We start from the raw sequence: 23,694 nt of genomic DNA, 5'->3' as shown, positions 1-23,694 counted from the left end.
TCCCTAACAGTATTTTATAATAATTTTAAAATAGAAATATCTTTTAGATTTCTAAAATATCCATTGTAGTCCAAACCATACCCCACAACAAACTCATCAGGTATTGTAAATCCAACATAATCTGCCGAAATTTCAGCAATCCTTCTTTCTGGTTTATCAAGCAATGCACATATCTTAAAAGATTTTGGATTCCTGACTTCAAGCAATTTCTTTAAATAACTCAAAGTAAGACCAGTATCCACAATATCTTCAACAAGAATAACATTTCTATCATTTAGGGGCTTATCTATATCACAAAGTAATCTTACAACACCTGATGACTTTGTAGTTTGCCCCACATAGCTTGATACAGAAATAAAGCTAACCTCTAAAGGTAAATCGATATTTCTAACCAAATCTGCCATAAAAATCCATGACCCTTTTAAAACTCCCACCAAAAATAACTCTTCACCTTTAAAATCTTCTGTAATCTTCTCACCTAATTCTTTTACTTTTGACTCAATCTCATCCCTAGTTATAAATGTCTCTAACTTATAATTACTAATCATTTTCCCCACCTTTTATATATTTTATTTCAATATCATCATTTTTAGATATATTTTCAACCCATAAAATATTTCCATTTTCTTCAACTAACACAGAAGTATCTCTTATAACTAAATCAATTTTTTTATCAATAAAAATATCCTTTAATTTTTTACCCAAAAACCTATCACCCTTACGCCTATTCCTAATTAACAAACTTTTGTTTTTTAATCCCCTTTTGAATACAACACATTTATTTAAATGAGGTATTTGCACTTTAAAAGTTCTTGAATCTTTTATAATTTCAAAATTCTTCAAGTAATATTTTTTATAAAGATAACAGTATTTATAAGATTTTTCAAAAACAAAGCCTAAAGGCAGTATTACCCTTTTTGACTCTTTGTAATTAAATATATCAATTATAGAGTTTATATGTCTTTTTTCTACCTTGAAATATTTATTTAACAATGACATCAAAAAATACTTTTTTTCATAATCAGTTAACTTTAAAAAATCATCTAATAAAAAAAATTTAAAATCATCAAAATTTTCTAAAATATGAACATTAATTTTACTATCTAAAAAAGATTTTAGCTCTTTTGACTCATCAATAAGTCTAATAATATTTTTAAAAAAGCCTTTATTGTAATTTGCTATTTCTGACATTAACTTATTTCTAACCCAATTTCTGAGAAACCTATCATCATAATTACTTTCATCAACCATAAAATCTAATTTGTAATAATTTACAAACTCATCTATTAAATTTCTGTCTATATCCAACATAGGCCTTTTAACATTACTGCTTTCTAAATTAAATCCACCTAAATTATAAAGAGGTGTTCCCCTAAAAACTCTTATAAAAAAATTTTCTATTAAATCATCTCTATGATGAGCGGTTAGAATATAATCAAAACCTAAGTTTTCTAATAATTCGTTTAATCTATTATATCTTAAATTTCTCGCAGCATCTTCAATACTCAAATTATACTTTTTTGCATATTCATAAACATCAATTTTAAAAACATATATCTTTAAACCTAATTTTTTGCAAAAACCCAAAGCAAACTTTTCGTCTCTGTCACTATTTTTTCTTAACTGATGATTTATATGACAAGCAACAATATCAGATATTTTCAATAAACACTTATTGTTAGCTAAAAAGTACAGTAAAGAAACAGAGTCTTTACCACCTGAAAAAGCTACTATTACCTTTTTGCCTTCTAAAAACCTACATTGTTCATACAAAAACTTTTCAAATAATGTATTCATCTAATTTAAGATATTCCTGCTCAAAATCCTTTTTAAAATCTATAAACTCTTTTCGGCCAAGTAAAGCATTTGTGTATTTTTTACCTTCTTCAACCCCAGGTTGATCAAATGGATTGATATCATTTGCCAATCCTATGATACTTACAATATACATATACATCATCATTAAATAACCAATGTTATATTCATCAATTAAATCCATAATAATCTTAATGGAAGGCCTACCAGCTTTTCTTAAAACCAATTCCGTCGAATGCAACTCATAATTAATCAGCTGTCCTAATGAAACATTTTTAAAATAACTTAAACTATCATCAAATACATCAACACATTTATTATCAAATTGATGATTTAAAACCTCAATAAATGTAAAATGCTTATCATTTGGTCCCTCTTTAAATAACTGCAACAGTGAATGTTGATCAACAGAACCTATAGACTTAAGAGGTGTTGTGCCAAAATTTACAGTTTCACCTTTGTTATTAGCAGCTTTTCCTAAGCTTTCTGCCCAAAGCTGGCAAAACCATTCTACAAACTTGCCTAATCTAGAAGTGTAAGGCATTACAACATTTATATTTTTACTGTTTTCAATAAAATACATGTAAATTGCAGATAATAATAAACATTTATTAATACCTTCATCGATAAAATTTTTAGCTCCAGCCAAAAGTCTATCAATTTCAATTCCAAGAAGAGCAAAAGGTAAAAGGCCAACAGGTGTAAAAACAGAAAATCTACCACCAATATTTTTTGGAATATCAAACATCTTTATTTTGTTTTCATTACCAAATTTCTTCAAAAAACCTTTTTCAGGATCTGTAATAAATATTAAATGTTCATTTAAATTCTTTCTCAAATTTTCTTTTAACCAGTTATAAACATAGACAAAATTAAAAATAGTCTCTACTGTAGAACCAGACTTCGAAATTACACAAACCAATGTATCTTCAGCTTTACAATGCCTGAGTATCGATTTTTTCTTAAAAGGATCAACATTATCTAAAACCCAAATCCTAGGAAAACACCCTCTTTCCGAATAGCTTAAGGCGTTGTAACCATAAGGTAACAAAGCTTCACAAACAGCTTCTATACCTAATGATGAACCACCAATGCCAATTACAATCAGATCATTATATTTTCCTAATGTTTTTTTAGCAAAATCTTTAATCTCGGAGATATTTTGGTTAACCACATCGGGAAAACCTACTTCACCATTTGAATGCAACTGAATTAGCTTAAGCAAGCCATTTTGTGCTTTGGATTTATAATTTTCAATATCGCTTTCAGTCAAACCAGAATTTAAAAATTTTTTTAAAGAATAATTAATATCTACTTTTATATTTTCCATACCCCCTCTCACAAGTTAATATATGTTTTTAAAATATCATAATTTAAAGAATAATTAAAAATATCATCTTTTTCAAGCACTCCTTCTTTTATTAAATCGGCAAACTTTTTCTCCAAAGGGATATAATCAGATGATCCTTTTACTTGTGAATTAATTTGTGATATAGCATTTTCAACAATAAGCCTTTTAACCTTTAAATTCATTCTCATATATTCATAAATATACAATTTTTTTATACTGTTTCTTAAATTAACTAACCTTTGAGCCAAGCATACCCTTAAAACGTTTGCAAACCTCTCCCTTATTGAATAATCTTTTGTTTTTTCAATTAAGGAATTAATATAACTAATGGCACTGGTAATATCAGGGGTTTCTAAACTTATAAAAACTTTTTTACCTGCCTCAGCTAATTGTAAAATATTTACAAATTCTTCTAAGTTATTCAACAAACCTATAAAAATTATATTTGAATTAATTACCTTATCTAATAATAAAGCATCTTTTAAATTTTCAGCATCACTTCCTAGCTCAATCTGCATAATGTAAGAATAATCACTCTCAAACCTATACATTATAAACTCATCAATATATATTATTGTTGTATTTAAATTCTTACTGAAATGACTTGCAATAGAGCTCATAAAAGTCGATTTTCCATGGCCATGAGGTGCTGCTATTAAATACAAACCACCACGCATAGATATTAAATCTCTAAATAAAGGCTGTTCAATATCATAACTCACAATATCAGGGATATGTTTACTTACAGGACTTAATATTACATTATATTTCCCTCTTTGCTTTAAAATCGAGCATAAAAATGTTTTATTATAAATGTTTAGATTGATTTTTATATTATTATCTTCAACCAACTTCTTCCTTAACCCCTCTGACAGATATAATTTTATAAAATTCAATATATCAGTGTGCTTAATTAATTTATAATCAACTTTAAAAATAGCACTGTTTTTCTTTAAGAATGGCTGCTCACCATCTGTGAAAATTATTTGAGTATAGTTTTGTTCAAGTTCATCTATTAATACAGCGACTTTACCCAAATCTACATCAAAAGTATTATATTTTTCTATCAAATATTTTTTCAAGCTTTTGTATTTATAGTCCTTCAAACCATAAGGGAAATTCTGAAAATCTATTATAATCTTTTTTACCATATTATCAGGCATAAGAAAAGGGTATACTTTACACCCTGATTCAAACTCAAAGTCTTTAATTAAATTTAATATTGTAAAATTTGAAAACCCTATAAATAACTTATTTTCCTTTTTTTCTAAAGGGATAATCTCATTTTCTACTACAGTTTTTAGTGAAAGACAGTTTTGAGCTTCTTTTGTGATTATAAATTCATCTTTATCAAACTTATTAATATTAAACTGTTCTGCTAAAAGCTTATAAAACTTCTCTTCATCAACAAAACCTAACTTTACCAAAATATGACCTAATTTTTCACCTGTAATTGACTGCCTTTTTAAGGCTATTTCTAACTGCTCTTTAGTTATAGCACCTTTCTCAACTAGTAATTCACCTATTTTTTTAGCCATCTCTATACCCTTTATTTTTTTAATTTTTTATTATTATAACATAATTGTAATAATAAAACAATTTTATTGATGTATAAAATTTATTGGTTTAATATAGAAAAAAATTTTAGGAGTTTTGACATGATACCAGTAATATCAATTGTGGGCTCATCAGACTGTGGTAAAACCACTTTAATTGAAAAATTATTAAAAATTTTCAAAAGTAAAAATTATAAAGTAGCTACGATTAAACATGATGTTCATGGATTTGATATAGATAAAGAGGGGAAAGATACATACAGACATAAACAGTCTGGAGCATATTCTGTAATTATTTCATCCCCATGGCAGTATGCTATAATTTCTGATGTAGATCATGAGCTCTCAATAGACGAACTAATATTCAAACTGGATAACGATATAGATTTGATATTAACAGAAGGTTTTAAAAGCGCAAATAAACCAAAAATTGAGGTATTCAGAAAAGAGCATTCGCAGGAATTATTATGTAAAAATAACCCCACACTAATTGGCGTTGCAACTGATGAGCCAGAAAACCCTGAATTAAAAAATATTAAAAATATTTTTGATTTAAACAAACCAGAGGAAATAGCTGATTTTTTAATTGAACACTATATAGAAAGCAAAAAGCGCAAAATTAGATTAGTAGTTGATGGTAATCCGATACCTATGAAAGACTTCGTAGCCGATATCGTATCATCAACTATATCATCAATGATTAGATCACTAAAAGGGTGTGAAAATGCAAAAGATATCAAAATTAGTATAAAAGATGAATAGATTCACAGATTTATACGAAGCTTTTAAAATTATTAATTCATTAAAAATTAAACGAAATACACAATTAATTAGTATTGAAAATGCTTTTGGTAAAACAGTTTGTAAAGATATAATCGCTCCAAGATCTATACCTGAATTCAATCTATCTAAAATGGATGGCTATGCTATAAACTCTAATGAAAGTGATTTTTCAAAACCGTTTGCCGTTATTGATGAAATATTTGCTGGAGAACAAACTAAAGTGAATTTATTGCCAAATGAAGCATATAAAGTTGCAACAGGAACAAAACTTTTACACAACATTGATATGGTTGTTCCAGTTGAAAACAGTAAAACAATTAATGAAAAACTTTACTTAGAAAAGCAAAAAAATACTTTTATTCAACCCAAAGAATCAATAATAAAAAAAGGGGAAAAAATTATAAATAAAGATGAAATAATTGATCACAGAATCATAGAACTTTTAGCCACATTAAGAATAAACAGTGTTGAAGTTTATAAACCTATTAAAATCGGAATAATTTCAACAGGATCAGAATTAACCGAGCTATTTGCAGATCCTAACAACACTTTAAACAGTAACTATTACATGATATCTACATTTTTAAAGAATTTTGATACAGAAATCACATATTTGGGTATAGAAAAGGATGATTTTCATTCTATTAAAACTAAAATTCAATCTACTATAAACGAGTATGATTTATTAATAACTATCGGTGGAACAGGATTAAGTAAAGCTGATTTAATCTTAGACATTATAAATTCACTTAATGGTAACATATTAATAAATAATATAAATGCAAGTCCAGGCAAAACATTTAAGCTTGCAACATTAAACAATAAACCGATTTTTATAATACCAGGTAATCCACAATCTGCAATTGTATGTACCGAATTATTTATCGGCTTCCTTTTAAGAGGGATATCTGAAAAAAATCTTTTAATAAAAATACCTGTAAATTTTAGCCTTAAAAAGAAAAAAGGTTTCTATAAAATCATAAAAACTATAACAACCACTGAAAGTAATAATCTTATTAATTGTGATTTGTTTCAAAATAAAAATAAAGGTTTTAGAAGTCTCACTATTATTGACAAAAATACTGAAATTTTGTATGAGGGTGATTTATGCGATACATTCTTGCTTTTCTATTTATAATTTTCATATCTTTAAACACCTTTGCTTCCCATAGGATAAATGATGTTGTTTTAGCAATTCAAAGAATTGAAAAGTCTGTAGTAAATATTCGTACGGAAAAGATTATCAAAAAAAGCTTTAACCCTTTTTTTAATGACCCATTTTTTGATGACTTTTTTGGCTTTGAAAGAACATATAAAACTCAAAGCCTTGGGTCTGGTTTTTTTGTCGATGATAATATTATTGTTACAAATTATCATGTTATAGAAGCTGCCAATAAAATATTTATAATCCCTTACGATAACGAACAATATGAAGCAGAATTAATTGGTGGTGATAAGCTCTTAGATATCGCATTACTCAAAATAAAAGCTAATAAAATATTTCCAAGTGCGAAATTAGGTAATAGCGATAATTTATATTTGGGTGAAACAGTTATTGCAATGGGGAACCCTTACGGATTAAGTAACTCGGTTACAACAGGTGTAATTAGCAATACTAAAAGAATAATAAAATCAGATAACGGATTTTCTATTTTTATTCAAACAGATGCGTTGATAAATCCAGGTAATAGCGGTGGTCCTCTTATAAATTTAGATGCAGAAGTGATAGGGATTAATTCTGCTATTTATAGAGAAGCTCAAGGGATTGGTTTTTCCACACCAATAAATGTATTAAAAAGAATTAAACCAGAAATAATTAAATATAAAAAAATAAGAAGAGGCTTTTTAGGAATTTTATTTGAAGAAGATAATGATGGTAATCTAATAATAAGTAGTGTGGAAAAAAATAGTAACGCCAGAAAAAGTGGTATTAAAAGAGGAGACATTTTATACTCTATAGAAGATATACCAGTATCTTCAAAAAAAGGGGTTAATTATATATTAAGAAGTTATCCGCCAAATTCTACAATTAAATTAGTTATTAAGAGAAAAAATGATTTTTACAAAACTAAATTACTGCTCACAAGCTATCCAGAAAATTACGGTTTAAAAATATTTAAAGAATTATATGGATTGGAATTTGTAAAAAAAAGGGAATATATTGTTGTTAAAAAAAGTAATATACCAGCCTATGTAAAACGAGGTGATGTAATATTAAAAGTAAATGATAAGGAGATAACCAATTTAGAAGTTCTAAATGAAATAATAATAAATAACTTTTATGATGAAATAAATTTTAGCATTTACAGGAATGGAGCAATATTCAACATTTTACTATCTTTATAGATTGAAAAATAAAAATAATTAAACTATACATTTAAAAACTTTGATGGAGGATTAATGAAAACAGCATATTTAGTATTAGAAGATGGAACCGTATTTGAAGGTATAAGCTTCGGTGCAGACGGTGAAGTGGAAGGGGAAGTTGTTTTCAATACATCAATGACAGGTTACCAAGAAATATTAACTGATCCATCCTATTATGGACAAATGGTTTGCATGACATATCCTCTGATAGGAAACTATGGTGTCAATGAAGAAGATTTTGAATCAGATAAGCCTTATGTCTCAGCATTTATAGTTAAAGAGTATTCTAAAACTTATTCAAACTATAGAGCAACTTCTTCTCTGGGGGATTTTTTAAAAAAATATGATATTATAGGTATTGAAGGGGTAGATACACGCAAACTTGTTAAGCACATTAGAGAAAGAGGTTCAATGAATGCTATAATTTCAACAGAAACAGATGATATAGATTACCTCAAAGAAAAAGCTAAAAACATCCCTTCTATTGTAGGTAAAGATCTTGTTCAGTTTGTAACTACAAAAAAAACTTATGAATGGACTGAAGGTAGTTGGATATTAGGAAAAGGTTTTTATAAACCTGAGAAATTTGATTTACATATTGTTGCCATAGATTTTGGTATAAAAAGAAATATCTTAAGGTATTTCGTAGATAATGGTTGTAAAGTCACTGTCGTTCCAGCAAACTCTAAGTTTGAAGATATTGAAAATCTTAATCCTGACGGTATCTTTCTTTCAAACGGTCCTGGAGATCCAGAACCAATAAAATATGGAATAGAGTTAGCACAAAAAGCAATAGAAAAATACCCTGTATTTGGTATCTGTCTTGGTAATCAAATTCTATCTTTAGCTCTTGGTGGCAAAACTTATAAATTAAAATTTGGACATCATGGCGGAAATCAACCAGTTATGGATTTAGAAACAAAGAAAGTAGAAATAACTGCACAAAATCACTGCTTTGCTGTTGATATCGATTCATTATCAGATGTTGTGGAAGTCACTCATATTAACCTAAATGATAAAACTGTTGAAGGGGTTAGACATAAAACAAAACCTGTGTTTGCTGTACAATATCATCCCGAAAACGGGCCAGGGCCACATGATGCCATATATCTTTTTAGAAGGTTTGTCGACTTAATTAGAAGCTGTAAATAGTTTAATGAATTATAAATTAAACAAGCTCTTACAATTTTTTACATTATTAGTTATTATCCTTTTTATTATAGTATTTTTATTATCCTATTGGATTTATAAATGCGAAAATTTCATAAATAATAACTACTTAACATTAGAGCTTAGAATTGATAAAAACGAATCCGTATCACAAACATATAATAAACTTTTTAAATATTTAAACACTCCACCCTTTTTCAAAAATTATTTACTACTTGTTTACAAATTTGGTAAAAATAGAAAATACGGTTTTTATAAATTTAATAATAAAAATATTAAATCAATTTTAGAAGATATCAGAAATGGTCATACATTTAAAATCAAAATAACTATTCCAGAAGGCTTTAATATATTCCAAATTGGTAACCTATTAGATAAATTAAAAATTGTAAAATATGATGATTTTATAAATTATATCACAAACAAAACTGTAATTAGAAAATTAACTGGTAAAAACTACATTTCATTAGAAGGTTTTTTATATCCAGAAACCTACTTTTTTAGCATGAACGAACCTGTTGAAAATATTGTAAAAAAAATGATTAATGAGTTTTTTAAAAACTTACCAAAAAACTTTGAAATCGAAGTCAAAAAAAATGGTTTAGATTTTTATAAAGGTTTAATATTAGCTTCAATTATACAGAAAGAAACATATTTAGAAGAAGAATACCCTATAATAGCATCAGTATTTTACAATAGAATAAAAAAAGGTATGCCACTACAATCTGACCCAACCGTCATCTATGGAATCTTTCATCAATTCAATGGAAACCTACAAAAAAAACATTTATTAGATAAAAATAACCCTTATAACACATACATTTATAGAGGATTACCACCCACACCAATTTGCAACCCATCCATTAGTGCTTTAAAATCAGTAATGTACCCAGCAAAAACTGATTATTTATATTTTGTCGCTGACAAAAACGGAAAGCATCATTTTAGTAAAACATACAGTGAACATAAACATAAAGTGTATAAGTATCAAATAATAAAAAAATAAGACAAAATTTGTATAATTTATCTTGACAAAATTAAAACAATTCTAAATATTATAATATAGAATTTTTAAAGGAGGGAAAATTATGGCAATAGGTGAATTTGTTAAATCTGCAGATTTCAAAAGTGAAAAGCATGTTCCTGTAATTGAATTACCAGAAAAAATTGAAGCAGGTAAAGAGTTTGTTGTAAATGTTTCTGTAGGTAAAGAGATTGCTCATCCAAACACTACAGAGCATTTTATAGGGTGGATTGCACTTTATTTCAAACCAGAAAATGGTAATGTTTATAACTTGGGTAGAGCAGAATTTACTGCTCATGGTGAATCCACAGAAGGTGCAAACAAAGGCCCTGCATTTACCGAACCTTCTGCACTATTCAAAGTTAAACTTAACCAACCTGGAAAATTAGTAGCTGTAAGTTATTGTAATATTCATGGTTTATGGGAAAGTGAAGTAGAGGTTAAATTTTAGCTAAAAAAGGGGGTAAGTAATTACCCCTTTATTTTATAATTCTTTCAATTCCATTAAAAACAACAAACCCCCTTGAAGAAGTTATCCCTATCATTGTTATATTAGTTTTTTTTGCAATCTCTAACCCCAGTTTGCTTGGAGCTGTCCTTGATACAACTATCGGTATTTTAGCTCTTGCACATTTTAGCATCATCTCTGAAGTCAGTCTTCCAGTTGTTAAAATAACCCCATCAAAAGTTCTTTCATTTAATAAAACAGCACCAATCACTTTATCTATCGTATTATGCCTTCCAACATCCTCACAGGTAAATTCAAACCCATCACTACAAAAAAAGTAAGCCTTATGCACACATCTTGTATAAGAATGAAGCTCTGAATCAGCTTCTAATTTCTTGTACATTTCCAAAACTTTTTGAGGTGTAACTTTAATATCTATCTCAACCCTTTCAAAACCTTTATAAACCTTCTCCAAAACCTTGCCTCCACCACAACCTGATGTAACAGTCCACTTTTCATCTTGAAACTCAAAATCTAAATCATTTAAATAAACATAAAAATTTTTATTATCACACATTCGAAAACTTTTTATATCATCTATACTATTAATTATTTTTGATGTATATAAAAAGCCAAACAGAAACTCTTTCTCATATTGTGGAATAAGCATTACCGATGTAAACTTTCTGCCATTAACAAAAATGGTATATTTTTCCTCCTTTATCAAATATTTTTCTTCTTTAATAAAGGAATTGTTTTCAATATAGAATCTTTCTACCTCATATTTCCAAGCAACCCTTTTTGGCAATAACCTTTGCTCTTTCATAATCCTCTCTGGTATTAATATTTAAAAAACTATACAACTCTTTATCATATTTGTAAAAAAACTCTAAATTATCAAAATATAATACATTCAAATCCTTATATACATCCAATAATCTAAAAATACCATTATTTAAATATTCCTCTAATACTTTTAATGAATTTTTAGTATAAAAACCAAATAAAGTATAAATTTTACTTTTTATCACAGGCAATAGTACTTCATAACCATCAATAAAACTAAATAAGTTTTTAATTAATTCTTTATTAGCAAAAGGGGAATCAGCAGAAATGACAAACAAAGTATCATATTTACTATTTTTTAAACCAGTTATTATACCTACTAATGGGCATTGTTGTTCATACTCATCATTTAAAAATCTACAATTTTTTACTTCAAAATCAAATTTAGTTGAATCTTTACTAATAATTAGTACATCATCCGAAATTTCAGACAGATTTTCAGCTAAAATCTGCGTAAATGACTTATTATTAATCTTTGCTAAAGTTTTATCACTTCCAAATCTTCTACTTTGCCCTCCAGCTAATATAGCACAACTAAAATTGCTCACTTCTAACTCGTAACAGGAATAATTTTTACAAAATCACTAAATATAGATTCTTTATCTTTATAAAATCTTTCTGCAAACTTTTTCAATTTTTCATTATAATCAGGGTCTATATCCACATCTTTAAAGGTATTTATAAACTCATCTATTTCATTACTTAAGAATACTTTATCTTCATCAGTTAAATAATCAATTTTCACAACACCTACCCCAAGCTGATTTTCTTTTATATTTCCCCTAATATAAGCAGCACCAGCCGTCATTCCACTACAAATATAATACCCCATTGGGTTATCCAAATCTACTACATTTAAAACTATTCCAATACCACCCTGAGCATACTCCATAAAATAATCCCCCATCCCCTTTTCTGAACCTACTCCATATATAGCCACAGGTGGTTTTCTTTCACTCAAGCGTTTTTCAAAAGTTTTTAAAAACTGATTCCAACTCATCTTTTTCCTTAAACTTCTTCTTTTTTGATATCTTAATAATAACTCATCTAAAATACTTTCCTTATCCCAATCCTTATATTTAGAAAGATCAAGCTCTGCCCATTCTTTTGGCAATCCAGCTTTCATTAACAATAAATTCCTAACTCCACCACTTTTAGCAACTCTAAATTTACCACTTACAGAATATGCAGCAAATAAATCGCCAACCTCACCAGCAATATTAATCTCTTTTGGATTAGAAGTGTTAGCAACACCAACATGCGCATTTGCAGGTATGTAAGTTTTATGATTTTTATTTGGAATTACATTTATCTTTACATCTTTAACAAAAGCAAATGCATGATTACCAACTAAACCTCTAACAGTGATCTCTTCGCAATTAACCCCCGTTCCAATAAGTCTTTGCCCAACAACATTATCTAAGAAAAATCTTTTTACCCCTTTTTCCACTGCTTTCTTCATAATTAAATTTAAAGTTCTACTATCAATCTCAAAAACTCCAACATCAATATATAAATAATCATTCTCTATTTTACTCAATATTTCTTCAATCAAATCTTTATTCTCATCATAAACCATTTTATATGTTTTAAATACTTTATGCTTTCTCTCTTTTGTTGAAACCCTTGGCAACTGCTTAAATATTTCAGATTTTCCAAAAGTTTCAAAAAGTAATGGATCACTGCCATGATATCTAAACCTTCTAGCACCCACAACATCAGCATGAGAACTCATACCCAAACCAGCCGCTAACCCTTCTAAATCCTTTTGAAAAGATTTTATCATATTCACTATACCTTCTGCAGCAACACCAGGATCAATTCTATCCCCATATTGTCTTGATGTTATCCCCCACGCACATTGACCAGTATGACACCTTTGACAGAGTGTACATCCTAATGGGTGCAATGTTCTCATCCCCATCCCAACAAAATCAGCTCCAGCGAGAAGAACAAGAAAAGCATGAAAGCTATCAAGAACTCCACCTTCAGCAATAATAGATACCTGCTCTCTAAGCCCCTCTTCTCTTAAAGCAAGATCAGCTATATGTGTTAAATAAACAACATTTAAACCTCTATTTTGCAAATCCACTAAATGTGCAGCACCAGTAGAACCATCCCCAGCTTTAACAGTAATATAATCAAAACCAGCTTTAGCAAGAGCAACAACAATCTCTTTAAAATTCCATGCAGTTCCATAAACATCTGCTCCAATAAGCTTATCATCACCCAATAGAGCTCTTAACGATTCAACGCGCATAGGTAACTCTTCTATGGAATATTGAAGGTGCTGAGGATTAGGTGCAGTTAAATTCCTTAATGCTTCAACACATCTTAAAAGAGCAATTTCAATATCATTTTTTTTAGCCTGTAATCTACCACCTTTACCCTTTTTTGCATCCTGCCCATATTTCATAGAAAATCCAGCAAACTTATCCAACTCAACCCAAGGCCCATAGCCACCAGAACCAAACTGTAAAATACAGTATTTAGCGGCAGGCATCATATCCGGATGAAGATAACCTTCACCAGTAAAAAAAGGTCTTCCAAGTTTGATACTTGCAATCAGACGAGCTAAAAACGCTTCATGACTATTAGAACCATAACTCATATGAACATCAAAAATTGGTGTGTTACACTTAAATCTTGCCTCCCTTTTCCCAAGATACATATTGTCAAACTTACCAGCATACTCATGCAAATGATCCCTTTGAGGGCTTAATATTTCAGCAGCATCAATTAACCAATCATTTGAAAGTTTTGATTTTTGAGCACCCAAATGGGCGCTACTAAGCATTGAATCACCTTCAGCTCTTCTAAGACAGTTGTTTATTACTGTAGAGTCAGTAAGCTCGACACCTATATCATGATAATCAGGGTTTTTATACACTTTAATTGCTCTTTGTGGACACATTTTTACACATCTTTTACAATTGCAACATTCATCAGGATTAATCCATAAAATCTTTTCTACCAAATGAACTTTATCTTCATTTTCAGGTAAAATACGATTTCCTGCATCATCATAATAAATTGTTTCCATTCTAAAAACGCCATACTCACTATTTGGATTTTTTAAGTTATGTGTACAAGCCTCAACACATCTGCTACAAAAAACACACCCTCTTCCAGGCTCTTCTTCCTCAGATGTAACCTTAACCCAATATTTTGCTCCTTTAGCATAAATCCCTGTTTCAATAGGCTCAATATATTTTATCGCTTTTTTAACAACTATTTCTTTCTTAATCATTTGTCATTCTCCATGAATAAACTAATTTTTTCAATTTTTTATTTTTAACTTCAAACGCTACCACCTTTCCTGCAGCTGGATCATAAACTTTGTCAAGTTGTTCACCCATAAAATATGCTGCAGAAACTACAGCTCTCTGCTCACTACCCAAAAAAGCAACCTTATCATTAAAACCGATGCTAAAAGGTCTCAAATGGTCTCTATCGGTAAATCCTAAAACATAATCTTTTACAAGTACAATTGCGGTTGCTGGACCACTCATTTTCATCCTACTTAGATATGGATCATTTACCACTTGAAAATACCTTTCCCTTTTTTCTTCTTCCATTTCGCTTATCTCTTGAGGAAACTTTCTACACAAGATCCATTCTATCTCTTCTATTGAAAAACCATTATTTAACAGATAATCCACTTCTAAAAAAATAGCCTCAGAATCTGTACCAACATGTAAATCAATCCCCAATTGCTCTAATGCAATAGCGTTAGATTTATCACTCGATAAATGCCCATTATGTATACCAGCTACCTCTCCAAAGGAAATTGGCTGAGGCCCCCACCATAAACCTCTACCTTGACTTGTTGGCCATCTCAAATGTATTAAACAACCATCATAAAACCAGTCCTCATACTGTTCTAATTCATATATTTTGATAGTATCCAAAAGCTCAAATGCAGTTAAAAATGTGCCATTTTCCTTTGATGAAGAAAATATCCTTGCATCATCCATAAATGTTTTATTAAAAAGGGTGACATGTTTTCTTATATAACGATACTCATCATCAATTCTTTCTCTATATAGCATCTCCTCTCTTGTTGGTGGTGTAACAAAATATCTTTTAATAATCGGTAAGTCATACTCAAAATAAAATTTCTTTTTCACTAAATCCTGCGAATCCAAAATATGAACTCCCCACTCTTCAATTACCTTTTCCAATTCTCTTACTTTAGTTTGATTACGAAACATTATATGAAAAACATAAAAATCATTGTCTTTATAAATCCCTTTTAAAGTGACGCCAGCACCTGCTCTACCTCTATATTGTAAACACATTGCTGCCTTCAATAGAGGTGATAATTTAAATTCACCAAAAGCAGAAATTAGGCCACAAGCACCTAATGGAAGCCCTTTTTCACCACCAGAAAATTCTTCAACAGAAATTTTACTATTTATCATTTTTAACCCCTTTTATTTCATCCAAACTTTTATACTGCTCTAACACATGTTCAAAATTTTCAGAATTTTCATCAATTACACTGAGTGCTGACCTTGGACATGCCTCAACACTTTTAAAAGTGCTACCTGAAACTTTTTCTTTTATAAAGGTATAAAAACAGGCATCATGCTTTGGATCCCAATCTACTTCATGTTTTGCAATAGAACCATCAGAATATCTATAGCACCAATCGCATTGAATACATATTCCACAGAAAAAGCATCTTTTGGCAAACAATACCGCTGTATCTTCATCAACCGTTTTCACAATTTCTTTAAAATTATATTTTCTCTCTTTAAAGTCTAATTTTTCCTCAATTAAACGGTGAGATTTTTCAAAATATTTCAAATTTAAAGTATTATAGTATGCAATATCTCTTTTTTTATCTTCTTGAAATTCAATATTTAAATATCTCAATATCTCTTTAGCAGTCTTTCTTGCCAGCCCTACTGCTCTTACAACCATCCCTGTACTTTCTACTGCTCCACTTGCCGCATCTCCAGTAATAAAAATTTTATCAATAAATTCTTCTGGTAAATCAGAGCATATAATTTTTGGAAATTCGATTGTAAATTTTTCACCCACAAAATAAAGATCGGGCTCATCACCTATAGCAAGAACAATTTTGTCAAACTCAAAAGTTTTATACTCACCTTTGACTGGCACAGGTCTCCTTCTACCACTTTCATCTACTGGCCCAAGCTTCATCTTTTGACATGTAAGTAATAATTTATTATTATTACTTTTTTCTATTTTAACCGGTTGTAATAGGAATTCAAACTTTACCCCTTCCCTTTTTGATTCTTCAACCTCACCTGGATGTGCTGTCATCTCAGCGACAGTTCTCCTGTAAATAACAGTTGGTTCACCTTTTAGTCTAACAGCAACTCTAGCTACATCAAATGCTGTATAGCCTCCTCCAATAACACCAATCTGCTCCCCTTCTTTAATTGGATTTTCACCATCCACATTAATCCCTCTTAAAAATTCAATGCCATGTAAAACATTTTCTAAATCTTCACCTTCAATATTTAACTTAAATGGTTTATGTGCACCTGTTGCTATAACTACCGCATCATATTCACTCGCCAAATTATAAAATTTTGACTTATTAATATTTTCATTACAATGAACTTTAACACCCAAATCTAATATATAGTTCAACTCCTTTTCAAACACATCTAAAGGATACCTATACCTTGGAATGCCTTCAACCAACAAGCCTCCTGGAGATTTATGTCTTTCAAATACATCGACATTTACTCCATATTGAGCCAAAAAATAGGCAACAGACAAGCCAGATGGGCCAGAACCAATAACTGCTACATTTTTTCCAACATTTTCACTTACATATTTAATTGGCTTTAAGCCATTTTTATAACCCCAATCTGCTACAAACCTTTCTAAAGCTTTAATATCAACAGGCATGTCAAATTTTGCCCTATTACAAGCTGTCTCACATGGATGATCACAAAATCTTCCACACCCACCAGAAAAAGGGTTTGTTTTCTTTAAAACATAAAAAGCCTCTTCGAACCTTCTAAGTGAAACTAAATGCAAAAATCTTGGGATATCATTTTCAGCAGGACAACCACTATTACCCAGATGGTCTTTGCTATAACAAGGGCTTTTTTTGTTAATATATATAGGGTATAACCTTTTCAACTTTTCCTCCTTACTTTCATAAATAATAGAGGAATCATCAAATATCCTAGTCAAACTTTCATAGATACTTTTACTATGACTTCCTCTATTAATAATTTATCATGAAATTATAAATATGTATAATAAAATTTAAAATACCTGTCAAGATTTTTTATTATATTATTAGGTTAATAGTTAAATTTATATTATTTTTTAAGGATTTCTATGGCTTTTGCATAAGAATATGAGTTTAAAATCTTTCGCCTATCCAATCCACCTTTACGAGCAATATTTATCCCATAAATTATGTCATTAAAACCTTGTTTATTATGTGCATCAGGATTTATAGCCACCATAAGGTCATACTTATGGACATATTCCATTTTTCTCCAATCGATGTCCAATCTATAAGGGTTAGCATTTAATTCAATCACTACATTATTATATTTACAAACTCGATATATCTCATCTTCATCAAATTCATAGCCATTTCTTGATAGCAAAAGTCTTCCTGTTGGATGACCAAAGATATTAACATGTTTATTCGAAAGAGCTTTAACTAACCTTTTCGTCATTTCCCCTTTTGTCATATTAAAATGTGAATGAACACTTGCTATAACAAAGTCAAACTTACTTAAAATATCATCATCAAAATCCAGGCTACCATCAACAAGGATATCGCATTCTATCCCCTTTAAAATTAAATTGCTATTCTCAGTATTGACTTGGTTAATTGCTTCAATCTGTTTTATTGCTCTATTTTCATCTAAGCCATTTGCTATACGAGATGATTTACTGTGATCAGAAACCCCAATATACTCATATCCGTAAATTTGAGCAATTTCTATTAAATCCTTAATTTGCATTATACCATCTGACCAAACTGTATGAACATGAAAAACACCTTTGAGATCCTTTAGTTCAATCAATTTATGAGAATTTATTGATTTTTCTCCAAACTCATAATAGCCTTCTCTCAATTCAGGGACAATATATGAAAGGCCTAAAATATTATAAATATCTTGCTCATCATCTATATTTAACTTTTCCTCACCTTTAAAAATACCATACTCATTTATTTTCAAACGTAAACTTTTTGCTTTCATTCTCAACACTTCGTTGTGATTTTTACTACCAGTAAAATGGTGTAACATTGTTACAAAATTTTCTTTTGAAGCAAACCTAACATCTACATTGATATTTTTATAGTTGAACCTAATTAATTTTTCTCCAGATTCTATAATTTCTATATTATTGCTTTTTAAAAAGTTAATAATACTATTTTCTGCAATTAAATTATTTACCAATATGACAAAATCGATATCTTTGATTACCTCTACTTTCCTTCTTAAACTGCCAGCAAATTCTACTTTATCAACCCCTTTTATATGACTTAAGCTTTTCTTAATCTCATCAGCTACTATTTCTGCTTCAAAAAAGAGATGTTTATCTTTATGTTTTTTATAGTACTCTAACCCTTTTAAGATATTCTCTTGAGATTTTTTGCCAAACCCCTGAAGTAATAAAAGCCTATTTTCTTTACATGCATATTCTAGCTCGCCTATACTATTGATTTTTAATTCGTTATACAATCTGTAAGCCTTTTTTGGCCCAAGACCAGGTATTTTTGTCATTTCAATCAAAATGTTTGGGGTATTTTTCTTAATTTCTTCTAATGCAGATAAAGTGCCAGTCTCAAGAATTTCTAATATTTTTTTAGAGATAGCTTTTCCTACACCTTTTATATCCTCTAATCTTTTACCACTATCAACATAATCTTTTAGATTAAAAGGTAACCCCTTTATAACCCTTGCTGCTTTTCTATATGCAGCAATTTTATAAACTTCATCATTGTTTAACTCTAAATAATCAGCATATTCCTCAAAAATTGAAGCTATCTTCTCATTTATCATTTTTTAAATTAAAGTGATTAATTTTCTTATGTAAATAAGTCCTTTCGATTTTTAAAACCTTTGCTGCTTTGGATATATTCCAATCCGTGCTTTTCAGAACCTTCAATATATAATTTTTCTCAAACAATTCCTTAGCTACCTTTAATGGTAAACCCATACTAATAATTTCAAGATCATCATTTTTAACCCCTTTTAAAAAACCAGGGGCATCTTCAACTTTGAGAATATCATCATCAGATAAAACAACCATACGCTCTATCGTATTTTTAAGCTGTCTTACATTACCCGGCCAATCATAATTAATAAACAATTCCATCAACTCATCAGACACCCTTTTGACAGGAAAGCCATTATTATAACAAGACTCCTTAACAAAAAACTCTACCAGTAATGGGATATCTACTTTCCTCTCTCTCAAAGGTGGCACATGTATAGGGACAACATTTATCCTGTAATATAAATCTTTACGAAAATTCCCCTTTTCTATCTCTTTTTCAATATTTTTATTAGTCGCTGATATTAATCTGAAATCTGATCTAATTACATCGTTGCCACCAATTCTACTAAATTCAAAAGTCTCTAATACTCTCAATAATTTTGCCTGCATCATCAAATCCATATCACCTATCTCATCCAAAAAAAGTGTCCCTTTGTCAGCGAGCTCAAATTTACCAGCTTTCCTACCAACAGCTCCTGTAAATGCACCTTTTTCATAGCCAAACATTTCACTTTCAATTAATTCTGATGGTACAGCAGAGCAATTTAATTCTACAAACCTATTTTTTGACCTTTTACTCAGTAAATGAATCAGCCTTGCAACATGCTCTTTTCCAGTGCCATTTTCACCAGTTATTAAAACCCATGCATTTGTGGGAGCAATTTTTTCTATCCTTCTTTTCAATGCTTGAATTTGATCACTAATACCTATCAAATCATACTTTTTTAAGAGATCCAGCTTAGTCTCTCTAAGATCCCTTTCTAATAATATTTTATCTTTCAAATGCTTTAATATTAGAAGAATTCTTTCAAGCGATAACGGCTTTTCTAAATAATCATAAGCACCATGTTTAATCGATTCTACTGCATTTTCAATATTTCCATGACCACTTATCATTATTACTTCTAAATCAGGAAAATATTTTTTAATTTCTATAAGCCCCTCATTCCCATCTTTATCAGGCAGCCATATATCCAAAAACAAAATGTCATAAAGTTCATTTTTTAACTTATTAAATCCATCGTTAAAGTTTAATGCAAAGTCAGCATTAAACCCTTCATCCTCAACTATATCTTTTAAAGTCTCACAAATATTTTTTTCATCATCTATAATTAATACTTTCATACTTGACTCCACTTTCTCTTATCAAATCTTATTTTAAAAATAGAATACTCTCCAATTTTGCTTTCTACCTTTATAGTACCATCATGTTCTTCAACAATCTTTTTAACAATTGATAAACCTAAACCTGTACCCCCCTCCCGTTTACTAAAATATGGTAAAAATATTTTTTGTATATCTTCTGGACTAATACCTTTTCCATTATCTCTTATTGATAAATATAAATATTCATTATCCTCATTTAGCGATAATTCTATAACAGCTTTATTATCCACAGCTTGAATTGAGTTTTGAATTAAATTATGAAGTAATCTTTTAATTTGCGAAGCATCCCCATACATCAATTTTACATTTGATTGATTAAATTTAAACTCCACATTTGAAACTGTAGATGTATAGAAATCGATTACCTCTTTTATGAGTTCACTTATATCAAAATATTTTTTATTTACACTTGGCATCCTTGCAAATTCATTAAACTCATTTATCATTTTGTACAAATCATTAACTTCATCTATAATAGTTTTTAAACTTTTGTATATTGATTCAGACAAACCATTTGAATTATCTTTTAACTTTTTCAAAACTCTTTCTGCATTGAGTTTGATAGGGGTTAGAGGATTTTTTATCTCATGAGCAATGCGACTTGCAATCTCTTTCCATATTTCATACTTTTTAGCAATCAATATGTCTGTTATATCATCTATAAATACAATTACATTATCCGGCTCATTATGAGTTAAGAAGACTTTAGAAAAAGTAAATGACAATGTTTTCATCTCGTTGTCAATTTTTAAATCTTTTTGGAAATTAAAAGTTATATCAGAGCTATGATAAAAAAACTTTTTTAAAGATTCTATAATTTCATCCCACCATTCTAAATTACTACTCAATAATTTTTCTGCACTTTCATTACACTTTAAAATTTTAAGTTTTTCATCAAACAGAAAAATTGCTGATTTTGTATTCTTAAAAATAATATCAATATATTGACTATCTCTAAAGACTTGTTTGTACATTTTATCCAATTCAATGTTTTTCTTTTTTAACTGTTCAGTATGTTCATTTAGTTTTTGCGCCATTTCATTAAAAGATTTAATCAAAACCCTAAGCTCATAACCGCCAACTTCTTCAAGCTTAATATCAAGATTACCAGAAGAAATCTTCTTTGATGCATCAACTAAAACATTTAAAGGTTCAGTAATATTTTTAGAAAAAACAATACTACCCCAAATCCCTGCCAGCGCCACTAGTAAAGTCATCAATATTAGAAGTATCTTATAAGAATTTTTAATAGGCTCGGCAAAAAACTTTATTTGGCTATAATTCCTATATGAATCCATTATTTTAGAAACCTTAGAAGCTTGATCAGGTGGAACTATTTTATACACAAAAAGAGCTCCTAAAGTTATCTTCTCAGAAGTTTTAGCAGATATTGGTGCACCTACCCAATAAAGTTGATTTTCACCAAAAAATTCATATTTTGCTACCTGCTTTGCTTGAGATACAATTTCATCAACGATATCTTTACCCACTATAAAGTTGATGTAATACTTCTTATCGCTTGATAAAATTCTATTACCTTCTTTATTAAATACAGCTACTCCATCAATTCTATTATTTTGTAAATAATCGTTTACAAAATCATTTAGTTCTCCATAGTTCCTTTGCAATAAAAATCCTTTGGTGGTTACAAGTTTTGAAAGTATTAAAGTTTGCTCTACCAAATCCTGCTCAAGTTGATTCTGATACCTTTGCATCAAATCAACTGAGCTTTTTAAAGCAAGCTCCACCTGGCTATCAAACCACTTATTAATACTATTATTAATTATATTAATGGAAAAAATAAAAACTATTGAGACAGGTATAACACTCAGAATTATTGAAAAAATAACTAATTTACTTTGAAGAGAAGAGCCAAAAACACCATGTCTACGGTTAAAGAAAATTTTAGCTAAATTTCTAAAAATTACTATTAGCAAAGCTAAAAGAAGTACAATATTTATATTAATTAATAAAAAAATCGAAATATTTGAGCTCAAAGGGAAATTATAATTAACCAACTTAGAACTAACAAAATAATTTAACAATATAACTAGAAATAAAGTTATTGTGTAATAAAGAATTCGCTTCTTTTTAGGTTCTAAATCTTTAAACATCAAGCCAGGCCTAAATCAAAACAAACCTGTTTAACAATATCAACACCAATCTTTTGAGACTTTCTAAGATACCCTTCAAATAGAGCATTATCACAAATAGTGTTAATTAACCTTGGTATCCCTTTACTATTTTCGTATATAATAGGTATCGAATCATCTTCAAATAAATTTTCATCCCCACCAGCTATTTTTAATCTGTGAGCGATATAATTCTTTGTATCTTCCAAAGTTAGAGGTTGTAAAATCACCCTTACTGCTATCCTTTGGAATAATGGCTCATCTAATTTAAGGTTTTCCTCAAGCTCTGGCAAACCAAATAAAACAAAATTTATCATTTTACCGTTTTCATCCTCAAAATTTAACAATCCTCGAATCTCTTCCATTACCTCTTTTTTAGTAAGCATTTGAGCTTCATCAATCAAAACAACAACTTTTCTACCATTATCATTCAATTCTTGAATCTTTTTAAAAAGTTTTGTAACCATTTCAGGCTTTTCTGAAGGGATATCCTCAATCCCTAACTGAACGCTCAATTTTTTAAGAAACCACTCAGAAGAAATTTCAGAGTGAACAACAACAATAAATACTGATTCATATATATCTGGATCTATCTCCTCATAAAAAAGCCTTGCAATGGTAGTTTTCCCATTACCAATAGGGCCTAAAACAACCCCTAAACCTTTTCTCTCTTCAATTAAATAATGTAGTTTAAGCATTGCTTTGACATGATTTGAAGATTTATAGAAATATTTTAAATCAGGTGTATTATTAAATGGTAATTCTTTTAAATTATAAAATTGCTTAACACTCATCTA

The 23,694-nt window shown here is 29.3% G+C and carries 19 protein-coding genes; 6 read left to right on the top strand and 13 right to left on the bottom strand.

The features are described 5' to 3' along the window. Positions 1-14 precede the first annotated feature (14 nt). The 4 genes from hpt to OWM07_RS01555 are packed head-to-tail and all read right to left on the bottom strand — an operon-like array spanning position 15 to position 4,704. Entirely contained in the window at positions 15-548 is a 534-nt protein-coding gene (gene hpt / locus OWM07_RS01570) for a hypoxanthine phosphoribosyltransferase (protein ID WP_423301919.1), read from the bottom strand. Then, positions 541-1,797, bottom strand: coding sequence for a tRNA lysidine(34) synthetase TilS (gene tilS / locus OWM07_RS01565; protein ID WP_423301918.1), 1,257 nt, complete (start codon positions 1,795-1,797; stop codon positions 541-543). Before tilS ends, hpt begins: the two co-directional genes overlap by 8 nt. After that, a complete protein-coding gene (locus OWM07_RS01560; protein ID WP_423301917.1) occupies positions 1,781-3,145 on the bottom strand; it encodes a glucose-6-phosphate isomerase in 1,365 nt (454 codons plus the stop codon). Before OWM07_RS01560 ends, tilS begins: the two co-directional genes overlap by 17 nt. Before the next feature lie 8 nt (positions 3,146-3,153). Further along, a complete protein-coding gene (locus OWM07_RS01555) occupies positions 3,154-4,704 on the bottom strand; it encodes a cyclic di-GMP-binding domain-containing protein, MshE-related (RefSeq protein ID WP_423301916.1) in 1,551 nt (516 codons plus the stop codon). A 120-nt stretch (positions 4,705-4,824) separates the two neighbouring features. On the opposite strand from OWM07_RS01555, the gene mobB reads away from it, so the two are divergent. From mobB to OWM07_RS01525, 6 genes are all read left to right on the top strand, one after another. Further along, entirely contained in the window at positions 4,825-5,484 is a 660-nt protein-coding gene (gene mobB / locus OWM07_RS01550; protein ID WP_423301915.1) for a molybdopterin-guanine dinucleotide biosynthesis protein B, read from the top strand. After that, on the top strand, positions 5,477-6,643 hold the full coding sequence (locus OWM07_RS01545; protein WP_423301914.1) for a molybdopterin molybdotransferase MoeA: 1,167 nt from the start codon (positions 5,477-5,479) through the stop codon (positions 6,641-6,643). The genes mobB and OWM07_RS01545 overlap by 8 nt, the downstream gene beginning before the upstream one ends. Then, positions 6,613-7,851 (top strand): trypsin-like peptidase domain-containing protein, encoded by a 1,239-nt coding sequence (locus tag OWM07_RS01540; protein WP_423301913.1) that lies wholly within the window; start codon positions 6,613-6,615, stop codon positions 7,849-7,851. Before OWM07_RS01545 ends, OWM07_RS01540 begins: the two co-directional genes overlap by 31 nt. A gap of 54 nt (positions 7,852-7,905) precedes the next feature. After that, a complete protein-coding gene (gene carA, locus OWM07_RS01535) occupies positions 7,906-9,024 on the top strand; it encodes a glutamine-hydrolyzing carbamoyl-phosphate synthase small subunit (protein ID WP_423301912.1) in 1,119 nt (372 codons plus the stop codon). A 4-nt stretch (positions 9,025-9,028) separates the two neighbouring features. Continuing rightward, positions 9,029-10,048 (top strand): endolytic transglycosylase MltG, encoded by a 1,020-nt coding sequence (mltG, locus tag OWM07_RS01530; protein WP_423301911.1) that lies wholly within the window; start codon positions 9,029-9,031, stop codon positions 10,046-10,048. An 82-nt stretch (positions 10,049-10,130) separates the two neighbouring features. Continuing rightward, on the top strand, positions 10,131-10,517 hold the full coding sequence (locus OWM07_RS01525) for a class II SORL domain-containing protein (RefSeq protein ID WP_423301910.1): 387 nt from the start codon (positions 10,131-10,133) through the stop codon (positions 10,515-10,517). Between the two features lie 28 nt (positions 10,518-10,545). On the opposite strand, the gene fdhD is transcribed toward OWM07_RS01525, so the two are convergent. The 9 genes from fdhD to OWM07_RS01480 all read right to left on the bottom strand — a co-directional run bounded on the left by fdhD (position 10,546) and on the right by OWM07_RS01480 (position 23,691). Then, positions 10,546-11,340: a formate dehydrogenase accessory sulfurtransferase FdhD gene (gene fdhD / locus OWM07_RS01520; protein WP_423301909.1), complete on the bottom strand. Its 795-nt coding sequence runs from the start codon at positions 11,338-11,340 to the stop codon at positions 10,546-10,548. Then, positions 11,294-11,908, bottom strand: coding sequence for a molybdenum cofactor guanylyltransferase (mobA, locus tag OWM07_RS01515; RefSeq protein WP_423301908.1), 615 nt, complete (start codon positions 11,906-11,908; stop codon positions 11,294-11,296). Before mobA ends, fdhD begins: the two co-directional genes overlap by 47 nt. Positions 11,909-11,910: 2 nt before the next feature. Beyond that, on the bottom strand, positions 11,911-14,610 hold the full coding sequence (locus OWM07_RS01510; RefSeq protein WP_423301907.1) for a glutamate synthase-related protein: 2,700 nt from the start codon (positions 14,608-14,610) through the stop codon (positions 11,911-11,913). Then, positions 14,603-15,784 (bottom strand): class II glutamine amidotransferase domain-containing protein, encoded by a 1,182-nt coding sequence (locus OWM07_RS01505; RefSeq protein ID WP_423301906.1) that lies wholly within the window; start codon positions 15,782-15,784, stop codon positions 14,603-14,605. The genes OWM07_RS01510 and OWM07_RS01505 overlap by 8 nt, the downstream gene beginning before the upstream one ends. Next, on the bottom strand, positions 15,774-17,489 hold the full coding sequence (locus tag OWM07_RS01500; protein WP_423301905.1) for an FAD-dependent oxidoreductase: 1,716 nt from the start codon (positions 17,487-17,489) through the stop codon (positions 15,774-15,776). The genes OWM07_RS01505 and OWM07_RS01500 overlap by 11 nt, the downstream gene beginning before the upstream one ends. Before the next feature lie 185 nt (positions 17,490-17,674). Then, entirely contained in the window at positions 17,675-19,381 is a 1,707-nt protein-coding gene (gene polX, locus OWM07_RS01495; RefSeq protein ID WP_423301904.1) for a DNA polymerase/3'-5' exonuclease PolX, read from the bottom strand. After that, positions 19,371-20,723 carry a sigma-54-dependent transcriptional regulator gene (locus OWM07_RS01490; protein ID WP_423301903.1) on the bottom strand — a complete coding sequence of 451 codons (1,353 nt, stop codon included), beginning with the start codon at positions 20,721-20,723 and terminating at the stop codon, positions 19,371-19,373. Before OWM07_RS01490 ends, polX begins: the two co-directional genes overlap by 11 nt. Beyond that, complete coding sequence (locus OWM07_RS01485; protein WP_423301902.1) at positions 20,720-22,879, bottom strand: ATP-binding protein; 2,160 nt, start codon at positions 22,877-22,879, stop codon at positions 20,720-20,722. Before OWM07_RS01485 ends, OWM07_RS01490 begins: the two co-directional genes overlap by 4 nt. Continuing rightward, the gene (locus tag OWM07_RS01480; RefSeq protein WP_423301901.1) at positions 22,879-23,691 is read right to left on the bottom strand and encodes an ExeA family protein; all 813 of its coding nucleotides are present in this window, start codon (positions 23,689-23,691) and stop codon (positions 22,879-22,881) included. Before OWM07_RS01480 ends, OWM07_RS01485 begins: the two co-directional genes overlap by 1 nt. Between the last annotated feature and the right edge of the window lie 3 nt (positions 23,692-23,694).

The organism is Deferribacter thermophilus, assembly GCF_049472675.1.
GTDB classification, from domain to species: Bacteria; Chrysiogenota; Deferribacteres; order Deferribacterales; family Deferribacteraceae; genus Deferribacter; species Deferribacter thermophilus.
Note: the sequence above shows the minus strand (reverse complement) of the source record. Positions and strands in the feature narration are given on the sequence as shown.

What these genes read in the sequence shown, in the direction of transcription:
- OWM07_RS01485 (WP_423301902.1), bottom strand. Translation starts at nt 22,879, where the DNA reads ATGTTTAAAGATTTAGAACCTAAAAAGAAGCGAATTCTTTATTACACA.
- OWM07_RS01560 (WP_423301917.1), bottom strand. Translation starts at nt 3,145, where the DNA reads ATGGAAAATATAAAAGTAGATATTAATTATTCTTTAAAAAAATTTTTA.
- hpt (WP_423301919.1), bottom strand. Translation starts at nt 548, where the DNA reads ATGATTAGTAATTATAAGTTAGAGACATTTATAACTAGGGATGAGATT.
- OWM07_RS01525 (WP_423301910.1), top strand. Translation starts at nt 10,131, where the DNA reads ATGGCAATAGGTGAATTTGTTAAATCTGCAGATTTCAAAAGTGAAAAG.
- fdhD (WP_423301909.1), bottom strand. Translation starts at nt 11,340, where the DNA reads ATGAAAGAGCAAAGGTTATTGCCAAAAAGGGTTGCTTGGAAATATGAG.
- OWM07_RS01555 (WP_423301916.1), bottom strand. Translation starts at nt 4,704, where the DNA reads ATGGCTAAAAAAATAGGTGAATTACTAGTTGAGAAAGGTGCTATAACT.
- tilS (WP_423301918.1), bottom strand. Translation starts at nt 1,797, where the DNA reads ATGAATACATTATTTGAAAAGTTTTTGTATGAACAATGTAGGTTTTTA.
- carA (WP_423301912.1), top strand. Translation starts at nt 7,906, where the DNA reads ATGAAAACAGCATATTTAGTATTAGAAGATGGAACCGTATTTGAAGGT.
- OWM07_RS01540 (WP_423301913.1), top strand. Translation starts at nt 6,613, where the DNA reads ATGCGATACATTCTTGCTTTTCTATTTATAATTTTCATATCTTTAAAC.
- mltG (WP_423301911.1), top strand. Translation starts at nt 9,029, where the DNA reads ATGAATTATAAATTAAACAAGCTCTTACAATTTTTTACATTATTAGTT.
- OWM07_RS01510 (WP_423301907.1), bottom strand. Translation starts at nt 14,610, where the DNA reads ATGATTAAGAAAGAAATAGTTGTTAAAAAAGCGATAAAATATATTGAG.
- OWM07_RS01505 (WP_423301906.1), bottom strand. Translation starts at nt 15,784, where the DNA reads ATGATAAATAGTAAAATTTCTGTTGAAGAATTTTCTGGTGGTGAAAAA.
- OWM07_RS01490 (WP_423301903.1), bottom strand. Translation starts at nt 20,723, where the DNA reads ATGAAAGTATTAATTATAGATGATGAAAAAAATATTTGTGAGACTTTA.
- polX (WP_423301904.1), bottom strand. Translation starts at nt 19,381, where the DNA reads ATGATAAATGAGAAGATAGCTTCAATTTTTGAGGAATATGCTGATTAT.
- mobB (WP_423301915.1), top strand. Translation starts at nt 4,825, where the DNA reads ATGATACCAGTAATATCAATTGTGGGCTCATCAGACTGTGGTAAAACC.
- OWM07_RS01480 (WP_423301901.1), bottom strand. Translation starts at nt 23,691, where the DNA reads ATGAGTGTTAAGCAATTTTATAATTTAAAAGAATTACCATTTAATAAT.
- OWM07_RS01545 (WP_423301914.1), top strand. Translation starts at nt 5,477, where the DNA reads ATGAATAGATTCACAGATTTATACGAAGCTTTTAAAATTATTAATTCA.